Genomic DNA, 14,590 nt, shown 5'->3' on the forward strand with positions numbered 1-14,590 from the left:
CTAAATCCAATGATAAAGAGAATTAATAATTATGAGCACAACAACATCTCGTACTGATAATTTGCGATCAATACGAAAATGGACCTATCAAGATTTCAGCTGGTGTCTCTCACTGTTTGGCACAGCCGTTGGCGCAGGCATTTTATTTTTGCCCATCAAGGCGGGGGCTGGGGGCTTTTGGCCTTTGGTCGTATTGGCAATACTGTCTGCTCCTATGACTTGGCTTGCCCACAAAGGTATGGCTAGATTCGTCCTGTCTGCCAAAGACCCTGAGGCGGATATCACCGATGCCGTTGAAGAACATTTTGGTAAAACGAGTGCGAATATCATTACGTTTGCCTACATTTTTGCTATTTACCCTATCGTTCTTATTTATGGTGTAGGGATTACGAATACTGTTGATTCATTTGTGGTTCATCAGCTTGGCTTAGCATCACTGCCTAGATGGCTATTGTCAGGCGGACTTATCTTAGCTATGACACTATGCGTGGTATATGGCAAAGATTTAATGCTAAAAGCTACCTCTGCCATGGTTTATCCTTTAGTGGTTATTCTATTCGCACTGTCGGTTTACTTGATCCCGAATTGGAACATGTCGATGGTTGAAGCCGACCCAAACTGGGCAACACTTCCTAAAGTCATTTGGCTAGCCATCCCACTAATCGTATTCTCTTTCAATCACAGTCCTATTATCAGCCAATTTGCCAAAGAGCAACGCCGCGTGTATCAAGATAATGCGGTCAAGAAAACCGATATGATTACGGGCGGCGCTGCGGTCATGTTATTAATTTTTGTTATGTTTTTTGTGTTTTCAGTTGTGCTTTCTCTCTCTCCAGCTCAACTTGCAACGGCAAACAAAGAAAACATTTCGGTGTTGTCATACTTAGCGAACACTCATTCATCCGCCATTATTTCCTATTTGGGCCCCATCGTGGCTTTTACTGCAATCGCTTCAAGTTATTTTGGTACCTTTTTAGGCGCTTGCGAAGGGTTGACTGGCCTTATTAAGTCACGCTCAGACATGCCTGTAAAAAAAATAGAAAAAGTCGTTCTCGCCTTTGTAGTGTTAACCACCTGGATTGCGGCAATTTTGAATCCAAGCATTTTAGAGATGATCGAAGTGGTCGGTGCAACAATGATTGTTGCCATACTCTTCCTAATGCCAGTCTATGCCATGAAAAAAGTGCCAGCAATGAGAAAGTTCCGAACTTCATTTCTAGCGCAGCTTTTTACTGCGGTATGTGGCTTCGCTGCATTGAGCGCGGTAGTTTACAGCTCGCTGTAAATACATATCCCTAACTACTGGGAGCAGCGTTGTAATGTATACGCCTGCTCCTTTTTAATTCTTGGGTATCTAGAGCGTGTTTAACTTAATGAAAATTTATTGACCTTATCCTTAGGGTAAGATTTATCGTCTTTCTATCGGCAACTATTGTCTACTTTTAAATTGCAACGAAAGAGGTAACATTTATGTCAATTTTCTACGATTACAACTGGACCATGCCAATCGCTATGATTCTATTTTGGGGATTACTGATTTATTTAATATTCTCTAAACCTCAAACCATCGCGGTTGAACATAAAGAGTCTCCTCTCGACATCGCCAAACGTCGACTTGCTAATGGCGAAATTAACTCTGCAGAATTTGAGCAGATCCGAGATAAAATTCGATGATACAACCGAGTACACCATTATCAAGCTAAGTAAACGACCGCTCTATATCCAAGTTAAGCGGTCGTTTTCTTTCTTCAATAACCTATATACCCAAATCACTTCAAGATGCAGAATTGGGTATAAGTCTCACTTTCGCTCGTAGCAACTATACTGGTCATAATGGAACGGTTTGGCTTGCTAACCCCAAGTCAATGTAAGGTACTTAGACAAGGAAGAACTATGAGACAGTTATTGGTGATACTCACATTAATCTGGACAAGCAGCGTTGTCGCTCAAACAAAAGTCACCGTCTATGGCGACGACTCTTATCCCCCTTACTCTTACGCCGAAAACGGAAAAATCACGGGTATCTACACTGTGATATTAAAGAAAGTATTTTCTCAGATGCCTGATTATGACGTTTCGATTCAAGGCGTTCCTTGGAAAAGGGGACTTGCACAAATTAAAGCTGGGGAAATCTTCGCGCTTTATCCCCCCTATAAAAGGCCAAAACAAAGACCATACATGCAATATGATGGCCCAATTTTGGATGAAAAGTTAGTTGTGGTGTGTCAACAATCAAAACTTAAAACACCCAGGCCAAATTGGCCAGACGATTATATTGGTTTAACTATCGGCAATAACTCGGGGTTCTCTGCTGGGGGTGACAAGTTTCACGAACTCGTTAAAGCCAAAAAAATCAAATTGGATGAAGTAAAAGGAACGGAAAGAAATTTATTGAAGCTGATTTCTGGGCGTACCGACTGCTATATGAATGATGCCTTGTCCATTCAGTGGGAATTAAAACAATTACAAAAAATGGGCAAGTATGATGGTAAAAGCATCAAAGAAGGGGCGGTCATTAGTTCCGAGCAAGGCTATCTAGGCATCATTACTGATGGAAAAAAATTCCCATTTAAACAAGATTTTACACAACAGTATTTAAAAGTTCTTAATGAAATGAAATCCAGCGGTGAGATAGATAAAATTATCAAAGATTTTGTCAATTAAATAACATTCTGCTTAGTAGTCATCTTATGTGATATCCAAGTAATTAGATATAACATAAGGTGGCTACATATCTGCTATTCGGTCAAACGCTGTGGATTTGAATACACGTTCATCCGCCCAGGTCGACAATAACCACACAAGGTGACATTCAAAGTCTCGGCTAATTCCACTGCCATGCTGGTTGCAGCAGATACCGCCAATAAAATCTCAATACCGCACGCAGCAACTTTTTGAACCATTTCAAAGCTGGCTCGGCTCGTGACCAATATAGAGCCAGATTGTTGATATCGATGACGACAAATCCAACCAATCAGCTTATCTAGCGCGATATGGCGGCCAACATCTTCAAAAACGATCTCTACTTCTCCATCAGCGTTTATGAAAGCGGCGGCGTGGCTCGCGCCTGTTAATCGATTGTATGACTGTGCTTGGCTTAACGCACTTAACACGCTATCTAATCGTTGAAGTTGAAATGAAGTGTTATTGGCGACAGGTTGAATAGAACGCACCACAGCTGAAAGTTGTTCAGCACCACAAACGCCACACCCAGTCGTACCAGTTAATGAACGGCGCTTTTCTTTGAGCCTATTAAGACATCGGTTCGCCACAATCACAGACATCGTTATTCCACTGCACGCTTGCACTATCTCTATATCATGAATATCGCGAACATGGTCAATAATGCCCTCGGTAAGCGAGAATCCGACGGCAAATTCCTCTAAATCTGACGGTGTACACATCATTACGGTGTAGGCGATACCGTTATATTCAATCGCAACTGGCGTTTCGCCAATTAACATATCGTCATCGCCGGAAGGCGCTGTGCCATTTTGATATCGAATGATGCGGGTTTGCTTAACAGTATTTACTTGTACTTGCTTTGTCTCTTTGCTCATTAATTTCTCTTACTCAGCGCCCTGATATATCAAGCCACTTACGCTGTCGATAAGAAAGTATACCATTGTACAACCCAGACAAATGGAAAAGACAAAATCGGATTGATTTAAAACCGTTCGATAACCCGATGAATTGTCATTTATCCCCAACAAATAAGAGCTAGATGGCAGTTATACAAACAAAAAGCTGTCATGATGAGACTTGATCCGACTAAAATCGAAAGGACAAAGAATGAAATTTACTTCAGCTCATTTGAATGAACTCAACCTATTACTTCAGTTTGACCTAAGTAGCGCAGCAACAGGAATTAAAGTCCATAAGGACGCGCCAGAAGAAACTCAACACGCCGTTCAAAAACTGTTTGAAAAGGGCCTATGTACGCTTCCTGACGGTGGCTACCTAACCGATGAAGGTATTGAAGTCGCAGAACATATTGAGCGAGTGGGCCGCTTTTTAACTTCCCAAAGTAAGCTTCACTGAGTATTCTATTTACCTCTGCTTTAACGAGGTAATGAGCGCATGGCAACCTATACGATTCTTGGTGCTGGATGGCTAGGAAAGCCATTGGCACTGCATTTACAAGCTTTGGGTCATTCTGTCTTCGCTAGCAAAACCACGCCCCAAGGCGTTGAGGAACTCAATCAATCTGGTCTCAACGGCTTTCAATTTGAGCTAAAATCCAACGATACCTCTCTCGTAGAAATCTTAAACACTCAAAAGACCGATATTCTCATCGTGGCTTTTCCACCAGGCTTGCGCTCAGATAGCCAAGGGAAAGACTATGCTGAAAAATGGCTAACTCTTGTTAAGCAAACCACGCAAACCTCTGTTCAGCGTATTGTTATGGTGAGCTCTACATCTGTCTATCCGAACGTTGCCCAAGAATGCGTGGAAGAAGATGCCTCATTGGCCGTTGCCCAAGATAACCCGCTTTTCACTGACGGCGCAAAGAAGATATTGCTAGCGGAGCAACACCTAATAGACTCAGGCATTCACTACAGTATTATTCGCTGCAGTGGCTTGATGGGACCAAACCGACATCCGGCCAGATTTGTTCGCTATCTTAAAACAGTCAGCCAATCTGCACCTGCCAATATGATTCACCTGGACGACGTTATTGGCAGCATCGAATTTATTGTCAATATCAGTGGTAGCCTCCTCGTCAACGCGACTAGCCCTGACACGCTCAACAAAGCGGCATTTTACCGGCATGCACTACAAACCAGCGGCGCTGAGTATTCTCTACCAAAAGTCATCGATGCACCGGACAAGAAAATCTCTTCTGCCAAGCTCGAAAAACTAGGCTATCAGTTTAAGTACCAGCACATAATTGAAGGGTTAGATGCGATCGCCTATGACAACTAAAATTGAATAACAGTGTTTAGTGCAAACACCGTAAGAAGTCACAAGTAAATACTTATCTATTAGACACTTAGTTGCACCTTCAAGACAACTATGGCAGATTAATAAGCAAATTTGTCAGCACAACTATTAAACATGCATTTGGACCAAAATATGTGGCTTTGGGCGCTACTCGCCTTCGCGATAACTCTTGCCTTTTTTAAACAACGAAACCTATCCGTTGCCCTCGCCATTGTCGTTGTCATTGCTGGAGTATTCACCGCAAAAATCAGCGTTATCGGCGCTCTCTTTGCGCTACTTGGTTTTGCACTAGCGGCGTTAATACCCAAATCAAACCGACTGAATCGCTGGCTATATACGGGTTTGCTGGTTGTCTGGTGTGCGGCGCTCTTTTTTCATCTTGTGCCTGGTTTTCACAATTTAAAGGCACTTAACCATGTGTTTGCAAGCCCACATAGTTTGCCATTTTCCATGTATCTGAATTTGGACAAGCCACTTATTTTCTTTGCACTTATCCTTGCTCATCCAAACCTGTTCGGTAGCGGCGCAAAACCGAACAAGCGAGCCATTGTTTTCACCATCGTGCCTTTATTTGCCTTGCTGCTTGTTGCACAATTTTTAGGTGCGATAAAACCCGAGTTCTCTGTCCCTTCTTGGTGGTGGTTGTTTGCATTAAACAATTTGTTGCTTGTCTGTGCTACTGAGGAAGCACTCTTTCGGGGTTTTTTCCAACAAGAAATCAGTCGCAAGTTAGGTCGACTGTCTGGACTTTTCCTCGCTAGCATATTGTTTGGCTTGTCTCATTATACGGGAGGCTTGACGCTTATCATTTTTGCCACCTTAGCGGGTGTAGGCTACGGTCTGGTTTTTTATTTCAGTAAACGTCTTTGGGCTGCAGTGTTGGTGCATTTCCTATTTAACATGACGCATTTGATATTTTTTACGTATCCAGCAGTAGCCAAATAGAATGCTCACTATACCCGAGTTACTTCAAGATGCAGAATTCAGAACGATTTCACTTGGGTATATGACCATACGGGTGAAGACTGTTGGCCATGGTTGACGATACGAACGGATATCAATGGGTACAAAAGACTATTGTGTGTTACACTCGCCGCCCCAAATATCGACAACAGTAGACAAAGTATGAACGTAAAAAACGAAATCCAGCAGCTCAGCAACCGATTAGATAAGTGCAAGAATAAACTGAGCGCTGCAAAATCTCGTGGTGATCAACCAATGATTACTAAGTTTACTGATGAAGTCGATCAGGTAAGCAAGAAAATTGCCCAGCTTAAACACAAGCAAAACTATACGCTGAATAAAGAACGCAAAGCGTTACTCGATATGCCTTTCTCTCGTGAAATCACCAAACAAGAACAAGCAGACATGGGTAAATTGAAGAAATCAGTCAAAGGCTTAGTTGTTGTGCACCCAATGACTAAATTAGGTAAAGAACTACGCCTTGAGGTAATGACCGGCTTCGCACCAAACAAATTTTAACCGCTCAACACTCCAGTGGTGGCCTTAAGCTACCACTTTCTTCCTTTTACGCGCTCTCAATTTCTTCTACCACAACACAGGGGCGTACTGTTACTTATTAAGAAGACTCACAATATAGATGCAATACACTGTTCTGTACGTCTAAAAAACAATAAATAAACTAAATAAATGATGAATGCGATTCTTATTCATAGTAAAAATCCCACGAATTAAACATAAGGGATTTATTCATATGATTAATAAGAAAAAATTAAGAAGCATGGCACTTCTTGTTTCACTAATCGCAACCGCTAGCTTCACCTCTGTCAGTCACGCATCAATGATGATGAAGTATGGCATTGAAACCTGCCAAGAGCTTCAACAAATTGGACAAACATTACCTGCTAATGCTGAGTATACGCTAACGAAAGACATAGATTGCACTGCCACAAACCCAAATAATTCGAATTACGACGCTGCAACCTATCCAAACAATGGCTTTTTGCCAATCAACAATTTTACAGGCACTTTTGATGGACAAAACCATACTATATTTGGTTTGTACATTCACCCAGTGCCGCTACTTTCTTATACTGGATTATTTGGCAAGCTCGGTAATGGTGCTCAAATTAGCCGCGTCAAACTTGTCGACATAGATGTTGAGGGCCCTAGCTGGACTGGCGCACTTGTTGCCCTAAATGAACATCAAACCGTTGTGCATGATGTCTACGTGTCTGGGATAGTCACGGGGTATGGTTCAACAGGAGGTATCATAGGGAGTACAAAGAACACTACGGCGTACAATCTAGAATTCGAAGGAACGGTTAAATCAGGCGATCAGCGAGAAGTTAAATCAACCTTTGGCGGCATTATTGGCTCGGGAAATAAAACCTCTTTATATGGCGGTAAATTTACTGGCAGAGTCATAGTCGAGAATAGCTACAATGTGGGTGGAGCATTTGGCTATCTAAAAGAAGGAACACTGTCGAACATTATTGTAGATGCTGATATCTACGCCCCTAGTACTAATGGCGTTGGCGGAATAGTGGGTACATTTGAGACCGAAAGCAGCGTAAGCAATATCGTTTCCATGGGGCATGTTAGAGGAAAGTGGACGGTTGGCGGGTTCTTTGGCACCGCGTACATACGAGAGCTAAGTAACTCGTATTCATCCGCCAACGTGGTTGCGAGCGGTTCACATGTTGGAGGATTGATCGGCAGAGGACGCGCGTACGTCACCAATTCCTACTCCAGTGGACTTGTAAAAGGTTTGGAAAACGTCGGTGGATTGTTTGGATCGACCTATTCCGCCTATTCAGGGGACGCTACTATTGAAAATTCTCTATCATACAGTCCGGTAGTAGGGACAAGTAATGTGGGAGCACTTGTGGGCTTTCTCGAAAATAACTCTTATAAGTCATTGGTAAACAATTATATCCAAAAAGAAAGTTTGGTCAGCCGAGATGGAGGAATCACCTACTCTCCCTCAGATCTCACTTTAGCCGTTGGCAATCGCTCAAACATTACATCCGGAATAGCTGTGGTTGATTCTGACAGGTTGAAAAGCCGAGACTTTTACAGCTCTACGTTGCACTGGAGTGACGAGATATATGAGTATGACAACAGCAGCTCTGGAAAAAGACTCTACACGCCTTCGAGAAGACAGTATGTAGAATATTCACTGACGCAGGACGCTGGTAATATTGAGATTACGTACGATCATCCAGAAGTAGTCACCTCTGGCGTTCCAATAAAATGAGTCTTCAATATCTCAAGCGGACGCTCTCCAACACTAGTACAGTACGCGCTAATACAATAAGTGTCCAAATACAGAGTTGAGCTGGCTGATATTAAACGGCTTCGCGATCCATGGGAGCTCCCACGGTAGCTCTAAATCCGCTTCTTTTTTAGTTTCTGGTGTTGAGACAAGTACGTAAGATATTTTCCGATATTTTTCGGCGCTGTTGGCTCTCACTTTTTCAAAAAGTGAGAGCCGTTTGCAGATTGACCCTGGCTTCATAAAATCAAGGTCAAAAACTAAAATAAGATGCGCCGTACCTGTCTGATCTTCATTCGAGAAAACCTCTAGAGAATCTGGCCCGTTGACTGACTTGATATCCATGTAATCAACCTCATTCTTCCCTTTAGGAAGCAAGGCAACTGGTATAGATTTACGAGAAGAGACCTGTCTTATACTGTCTTTGATGCATCTATCTATCAGGGTATAGTCACTATGCACACTGAATATAAAATTTGTCATACTTTTCCATTTACAGCTTTAATCAACGAGCTCAGGAAAGTACGTGCTGTCGTCTCTTCACGCAATTAATTAACATTTAATAATGTTCAATCATCTTTGATATGTTAAGTCCATCAAATAGTTAGGCCAACCTTATCGAAAGACCTTTCTCACTATTATTGCTTTTTATTGAACGGATACGGATCTCTTTTTTTATACTCATCGTAGCTTACGCCCATAAATACAATCACCGCAGTCACAATAACTTGGGTATAGAAAAGACCGCCGTGCACTTGTTGGAACACTAGATAGATGAGGTTTATAAAAAACAGTATGCCCCAAACCCAAATCGGTATGCGATCCAGTTTTGCTGATTGGATTACTCGGTAGAATAGTTCTTGGAGTGGATTTCGAGTCATAGCGTCTCTACCTCTGGAGTTGGTGCATAGCATGTATTGTTGGCACTATACACCGAGCTTTCCTCAAAGTGGACGCTTAGTAAAAATCATTTGCAAGCAATTAAATACCATAAATGACGTGTAACAAATTATTAAATGCTAACTTCAACTGACAGTTAGCATATAACGCTTTAAAACCAGAAAGTTACCTAGTTTTTCTAATTATCTAAAAGGTCAGCTCGCTGCGGTGATTTACGCTTTTTGGCGAAGGCGCACTGCAACCCCACTAGTCATCTGAGTTAAAGCAACGCCAATGATAATCATGGCAGCGGCCACAATTTGAATCGCCACCATCCGCTCTGCCAATATGAAATAAGCAAGGATGGCGCTGACAACAGGCATCAAGTTCATGAATACCGATGCTCTTGGTGCGCCTAACACTGCTATACCTCTCATCCAAAAATAAGGGGCTCCTAACGAGGCTAATACACCAGCATAAGCAATAAGACCAAACGAACTTGAGTGAATTTGAAAATCGCCATTGAGCAAATAAAAGGGGGTCAGAATAGTGACAGCGGATAGCACCTGTACATTTAAAGAGACCCAGACTGGTAGCTGTATTTTCTTCTCCCAATGCTTAAGCAACAAACTATAAATAGAGTAACTCAAGACCGCGAAACCCATCCAGGCATCTCCTACTTGTAAGTGCTCATGGAACAGTTGTAGTGGCGATCCTTTGCATATAAAGATCATGACGCCGATCAGCGAAATGATTGAGCCAAGTACTGCAAAGGCAGACAGCTTGTTGCGAAACACCAAGCGTCCTAGCAATAAGGTGTAAACGGGAAGCAAGCCTTGCATAACACCCGATTTGGTTGCCGTAATTGTGTGCGCTGCAAAATAAGCAGAGCTGGGATACAACACCATGCCAAACGCACCCAATATAAACAATCGCCAAAATTGGGCTTTTACTTGAGGGCCATGGCGTACGATTAAGCGCCAACAGATAGGTGTCAAAATGAGGCCAGCGAGTGCCCAACGATAAAAAGAGATGGCTAATGGTGAAATAACACCAGCGGCCATCTTATTGACCAGCATATTGCCAGACCAAATAAAAATCGAGATTAAAGGAAAAAAAGCGTCCATAACGATGCCCATTAACAAAACAATGGGCATAGATTACTGTGTCTGATAATCTACGGGTAACGAATATAAGACATACCATTAGCAAAATCGGACAATAAGTATGGCATTCTACCCTCCCATTGTTCACATGACGAAACCACTGTGTTTCCAGTTCGAAGATTTTGAATTGGTTTCAGAGTGTCCGCAACACTCCCATACTTGGGGGCAATTTAATACCATTGACCAGGGTGTCGCGGAAATTGAGATCGAAGATCGATTGCTTATTGCACCCAGCAGTTATGGCATATGGATCCCCGCTGAAGTGGTACACTCAAGCCACTATAAAAAAGCTCAGCAGTATTGCTCCATATACATACAACCTGAACTCACTGCAGCGATGCCAAGTGTACCGTGCATTTTGGCGGTAGAGCCCCTGACAAGAAGCATCATTAACCAATTCGTCCTATGGAATAAAAATCACCTAGATTCGCCCCGTGAGATCCGCTTGGCCAACGTGCTACTTGATCAACTTTCTTGCGCCTCTTCCATGTCGGAGTATTTACCCACATGTGATGACAAGCTACTGTTACCCATTCTGCAAGCGCTTAAGTCGAACCCCGGAGACAAACGTACGCTCAAACAATGGGCAGACTCGGTCTTTACTACTGAACGCACATTATCACGTAGATGCAGGAAACTGTTGGGGATGTCATTTAATGAATGGAAGCAACGATTGTTGTTCGTTTCGGCTCTTCAACTGTTAAAGAACTCACTAACGGTGCAAGAGATTGCGTTTGAGCTTGGTTATAGCTCATCTTCTGCGTTTATTGCCATGTTTCGTAAACATGCAGGAACGTCGCCCGAGCAGTATATCCGACGCTGGGGGATGTGATTCACACACTTGGCGCTTTAACCATATACCCAAATTACTTCGAGATGCGAGTTTCAGCGAGATAGATAAGGCTTCAATGCTAGGCAGGGATGTGAATCCTGCATCTTGAAATAACTTGGGTATAATACATAAAAAAAATCAGAGCCGGGTTGGCTCTGATTTTCTCTGATAACAAAACGTTGTCGCTAGTTGAAAGCTTCTTCTTTGGCACCTAAGTATTCAAATTTCAATTCATCATCTTGAACTGACACTTTGACCGTACCGCCGTTAACAAGGGCTCCAAATAACAATTCGTTTGCCAAAGGCTTCTTAACTTGCTCTTGTATCACTCGTCCCATTGGGCGAGCGCCCATTGTCTTGTCGTAGCCTTTCACTGCTAACCAAGCTCTTGCACCTTCGGCAACTTCTAACGACACGCCTCTGGCATCCAATTGCGCTTGCAACTCGACAATGAATTTATCGACCACTTGATTAATCACTTCTTCATCTAGGCTGTTAAACCAAATGATATTATCTAAACGGTTTCTAAATTCAGGTGTGAACACTTTCTTGATTTCAGACATCGCATCGTGGCTGTTATCTTGCTGGATAAGACCAATAGACTGCTTCTCAGTTTCCTGTACGCCTGCGTTGGTCGTCATCACCAAAATCACGTTGCGGAAATCTGCTTTGCGACCATTGTTATCGGTCAAGGTGCCGTTATCCATGACTTGTAATAACAGGTTGAAAATATCTGGGTGCGCTTTTTCAATCTCATCGAGCAGCACCACCGAGTGTGGATGCTTGATCACTGCGTCAGTAAGCAGCCCGCCTTGATCATACCCAACATAACCAGGAGGTGCACCAATGAGTCGACTCACAGAATGACGCTCACCATACTCAGACATATCAAACCTAAGCAGCTCGATACCAAGCAGTTTCGATAATTGAACCGTCACTTCGGTTTTACCAACACCTGTCGGGCCGGCAAACAAGAAAGAACCCACAGGCTTGTTCTCTTCGCCTAATCCAGCACGCGTAAGCTTGATTGCTTCACTTAACGCATCGATAGCCGCATCTTGTCCAAATACCAACATCTTCATTTTGTCATTTAGATTTTGAAGGATGTCTTTGTCAGATGAAGACACAGATTTTTCTGGGATGCGAGCCATCTTCGCCACCATGGCTTCAATGTCAGACACGCCGACTGTCTTCTTACGGCGACTTGCTGGCGCTAAGCGGCTGCGCGCCCCCGCTTCATCAATAACATCAATGGCTTTATCTGGTAGATGACGTTCGTTGATGTACTTAGCAGACAATTCAACGGCTGCACGTAACGCCTTGTTCGTGTAACGAACCTCGTGGTGCGCTTCGTATTTAGGCTTCAAGCCAATTAAAATCTTCGTTGTATCGTCGAGTGATGGCTCAACAATATCAATTTTTTGGAAACGGCGAGAAAGGGCGCGCTCTTTTTCAAAGATGTTGCTGTATTCTTGATACGTGGTTGAACCAATACAGCGTAACTTCCCACCACTAAGCAGTGGCTTGATCAAGTTAGCCGCATCAACTTGCCCACCAGATGCAGCACCAGCACCAATGATGGTGTGGATCTCATCGATGAATAAAATCGCATCTTCTTCTTTTTCAAGCTGTTTAAGAATAGCTTTAAAGCGTTTCTCAAAATCACCGCGGTATTTGGTCCCGGCTAACAGTGACCCGATATCCAACGAATAAATCACACTGTTTTGAATAACTTCAGGCACCTGGCCTTCAACGATTCTCCATGCTAAACCTTCAGCAATGGCCGTTTTACCGACACCCGCTTCACCCACAAGCAATGGGTTGTTCTTGCGGCGTCGGCAAAGCACTTGAATCGTTCTTTCTAACTCTTTGTCACGACCAATCAATGGGTCAATGTTGCCCTGCTTAGCTAACACGTTTAGGTTGGTCGCAAAGCTTTCTAAACGCTCTTCACTGTTGCCCTCTTCTGCGCTTTCGTTGCCGAAAGAGTCGGAAGACGGCTCTTCATTAGAGCTTGATGCTTTAGTAATACCGTGAGAAATGTAGTTAACGATATCGAGTCGACTAATGTCGTTCTTCTTCAATAAATACGCGGCGTGAGACTCTTGCTCACTAAAAATAGCAACCAAGACGTTTGCGCCAGTCACTTCATTGCGTCCAGACGACTGAACGTGGAAAACAGCGCGTTGAAGAACTCTTTGAAAACTTAAAGTGGGCTGTGTTTCTCTGCTCTCGTCATTTTCGGGGATAAGTGGGGTCGTTTGGTCTATGAAAACGTCAAGTTCCTGACGAAGTGCATCTAAATCTGCTTGGCAGGCATGTAGAGCCTCTCTAGCGGCATCGTTTTCGAGTAACGCTAACAGGAGGTGTTCGACGGTCATAAACTCATGTCTTTTATCTCTGGCACGTGCGAACGCGCCATTAAGACTCGACTCTAATTCTTTATTCAGCATAAGTACCTCCTCTAAAACCAGTCTCGTGAGTGCTTCGAGACCTAGGCTTGCTCCATTGTACAAAGTAGCGGGTGCTCATTTTCCCTTGAGTACGCCGTAACCTGTGCTACTTTCGTTTCTGCAACTTCAGCAGTATACGTGCCACAAATTGCCTTACCTTCATAATGCACCCTGAGCATTACTTGAGTTGCTTTATCGATATCCATTGAAAAGAATCTTTCCAGGATCTCAATCACAAAGTCCATCGGGGTGTAATCATCATTGTTAAGAACAACGTTATACATTGCCGGCGGCTTGACTTTGGTCTTTTCTTTCTCCAGTAAATCTGAGTCTGGAGACACCCATTCAAAATGTTTGCTCATGGTTAATAGTATTATTCAACGTGTTGATCGGCCATATTTTATCACGTCATTGTGACGGGGGTTTCACTATCCATTTTATATTGAACAAGAAACCGTCAGCCTTCAAAACACCCCCCCTTACTTAGAGCCTAATCCAGCAATGGTTTGACTGCAAATTAAATGACAGAGATCGATCTAACACCTTTAGAAATTTAGCGTCAGAAGTTTATTGTCAATATTCATGTAACAAATTGCAATCATGAAACCTTCTATCAGTTACATATTTGTTATCAAAAAAACTTGACTTATTTACAAATATATAGATTTTACTGCCTTTTTTCTATTGACTGTTAAGATTCATTGACTACATTGGTCAACAAGGTGGGTATAAATTGGGCAAATATATTGTCAAAAACTCATCACTAGATCAAATTCAAACTATTGAGTTTTATCTTTGCGACAACTTCAGTAACAATATGCATGAGGGATGTATAGCATGGCGACAGGTACAGTAAAATGGTTTAACAATGCCAAAGGATTCGGTTTTATCTGCCCTGAAGGTGAAGATGGTGATATCTTCGCGCACTACTCAACCATACAAATGGACGGTTATAGAACCTTGAAAGCGGGCCAACAAGTTTCCTACGAAGTAGAGCAAGGTCCTAAAGGTTACCATGCTAGTACTGTCGTACCCATTGAAGGCCAAGCAACCAAGTAACTACACCGAAAACTTGGAT

The 14,590-nt window shown here is 42.8% G+C and carries 16 protein-coding genes; 10 read left to right on the plus strand and 6 right to left on the minus strand.

What is annotated here, in order from left to right:
- Positions 1–31 precede the first annotated feature (31 nt).
- The 3 genes from M9194_RS11585 (at position 32) to M9194_RS11595 (ending at position 2,664) form a co-directional block, all read left to right on the plus strand.
- The gene (locus M9194_RS11585; protein ID WP_250612804.1) at positions 32–1,285 is read left to right on the plus strand and encodes an amino acid permease; all 1,254 of its coding nucleotides are present in this window, start codon (positions 32–34) and stop codon (positions 1,283–1,285) included.
- 185 nt (positions 1,286–1,470) lie between these two features.
- Positions 1,471–1,674 (plus strand): SHOCT domain-containing protein, encoded by a 204-nt coding sequence (locus M9194_RS11590; protein ID WP_250612805.1) that lies wholly within the window; start codon positions 1,471–1,473, stop codon positions 1,672–1,674.
- Between the two features lie 219 nt (positions 1,675–1,893).
- Positions 1,894–2,664 carry a substrate-binding periplasmic protein gene (locus M9194_RS11595; protein ID WP_250612806.1) on the plus strand — a complete coding sequence of 257 codons (771 nt, stop codon included), beginning with the start codon at positions 1,894–1,896 and terminating at the stop codon, positions 2,662–2,664.
- A gap of 74 nt (positions 2,665–2,738) precedes the next feature.
- On the opposite strand, the gene fdhD is transcribed toward M9194_RS11595, so the two are convergent.
- Positions 2,739–3,560 (minus strand): formate dehydrogenase accessory sulfurtransferase FdhD, encoded by an 822-nt coding sequence (gene fdhD / locus M9194_RS11600; RefSeq protein ID WP_250612807.1) that lies wholly within the window; start codon positions 3,558–3,560, stop codon positions 2,739–2,741.
- Between the two features lie 232 nt (positions 3,561–3,792).
- Between fdhD and M9194_RS11605 the strand changes: the two genes are divergently transcribed.
- The 5 genes from M9194_RS11605 to M9194_RS11625 all read left to right on the plus strand — a co-directional run bounded on the left by M9194_RS11605 (position 3,793) and on the right by M9194_RS11625 (position 8,164).
- Positions 3,793–4,041: a TIGR02647 family protein gene (locus M9194_RS11605; protein ID WP_250612808.1), complete on the plus strand. Its 249-nt coding sequence runs from the start codon at positions 3,793–3,795 to the stop codon at positions 4,039–4,041.
- A 39-nt stretch (positions 4,042–4,080) separates the two neighbouring features.
- On the plus strand, positions 4,081–4,926 hold the full coding sequence (locus M9194_RS11610; protein WP_250612809.1) for an NAD(P)H-binding protein: 846 nt from the start codon (positions 4,081–4,083) through the stop codon (positions 4,924–4,926).
- Between the two features lie 132 nt (positions 4,927–5,058).
- Complete coding sequence (locus tag M9194_RS11615; RefSeq protein ID WP_250612822.1) at positions 5,059–5,889, plus strand: CPBP family intramembrane glutamic endopeptidase; 831 nt, start codon at positions 5,059–5,061, stop codon at positions 5,887–5,889.
- A gap of 180 nt (positions 5,890–6,069) precedes the next feature.
- The gene (locus tag M9194_RS11620; protein ID WP_250612810.1) at positions 6,070–6,426 is read left to right on the plus strand and encodes a YibL family ribosome-associated protein; all 357 of its coding nucleotides are present in this window, start codon (positions 6,070–6,072) and stop codon (positions 6,424–6,426) included.
- 232 nt (positions 6,427–6,658) lie between these two features.
- Positions 6,659–8,164, plus strand: coding sequence for a M26 family metallopeptidase (locus M9194_RS11625; protein ID WP_250612811.1), 1,506 nt, complete (start codon positions 6,659–6,661; stop codon positions 8,162–8,164).
- Positions 8,165–8,212: 48 nt separating this feature from the next.
- On the opposite strand, the gene M9194_RS11630 is transcribed toward M9194_RS11625, so the two are convergent.
- The 3 genes from M9194_RS11630 to M9194_RS11640 form a co-directional block, all read right to left on the minus strand.
- Positions 8,213–8,665 carry a hypothetical protein gene (locus M9194_RS11630; RefSeq protein WP_250612812.1) on the minus strand — a complete coding sequence of 151 codons (453 nt, stop codon included), beginning with the start codon at positions 8,663–8,665 and terminating at the stop codon, positions 8,213–8,215.
- 155 nt (positions 8,666–8,820) lie between these two features.
- Positions 8,821–9,063, minus strand: coding sequence for a hypothetical protein (locus M9194_RS11635; protein ID WP_250612813.1), 243 nt, complete (start codon positions 9,061–9,063; stop codon positions 8,821–8,823).
- 231 nt (positions 9,064–9,294) lie between these two features.
- Positions 9,295–10,188 carry a DMT family transporter gene (locus M9194_RS11640; protein WP_250612814.1) on the minus strand — a complete coding sequence of 298 codons (894 nt, stop codon included), beginning with the start codon at positions 10,186–10,188 and terminating at the stop codon, positions 9,295–9,297.
- Between the two features lie 100 nt (positions 10,189–10,288).
- Between M9194_RS11640 and M9194_RS11645 the strand changes: the two genes are divergently transcribed.
- Positions 10,289–11,059 carry an AraC family transcriptional regulator gene (locus M9194_RS11645; protein WP_250612815.1) on the plus strand — a complete coding sequence of 257 codons (771 nt, stop codon included), beginning with the start codon at positions 10,289–10,291 and terminating at the stop codon, positions 11,057–11,059.
- A gap of 185 nt (positions 11,060–11,244) precedes the next feature.
- Here M9194_RS11645 and clpA read toward each other — a convergent pair whose 3' ends face one another.
- Positions 11,245–13,512: an ATP-dependent Clp protease ATP-binding subunit ClpA gene (gene clpA / locus M9194_RS11650; RefSeq protein WP_250612816.1), complete on the minus strand. Its 2,268-nt coding sequence runs from the start codon at positions 13,510–13,512 to the stop codon at positions 11,245–11,247.
- 41 nt (positions 13,513–13,553) lie between these two features.
- Positions 13,554–13,874, minus strand: coding sequence for an ATP-dependent Clp protease adapter ClpS (clpS, locus tag M9194_RS11655; RefSeq protein WP_250612817.1), 321 nt, complete (start codon positions 13,872–13,874; stop codon positions 13,554–13,556).
- 475 nt (positions 13,875–14,349) lie between these two features.
- Between clpS and cspD the strand changes: the two genes are divergently transcribed.
- The gene (gene cspD / locus M9194_RS11660) at positions 14,350–14,571 is read left to right on the plus strand and encodes a cold shock domain-containing protein CspD (protein ID WP_250612818.1); all 222 of its coding nucleotides are present in this window, start codon (positions 14,350–14,352) and stop codon (positions 14,569–14,571) included.
- The last annotated feature ends 19 nt before the right edge of the window (positions 14,572–14,590 follow it).

Source organism: Vibrio sinus (assembly GCF_023634645.1).
Classification (GTDB): domain Bacteria; phylum Pseudomonadota; class Gammaproteobacteria; order Enterobacterales; family Vibrionaceae; genus Vibrio; species Vibrio sinus.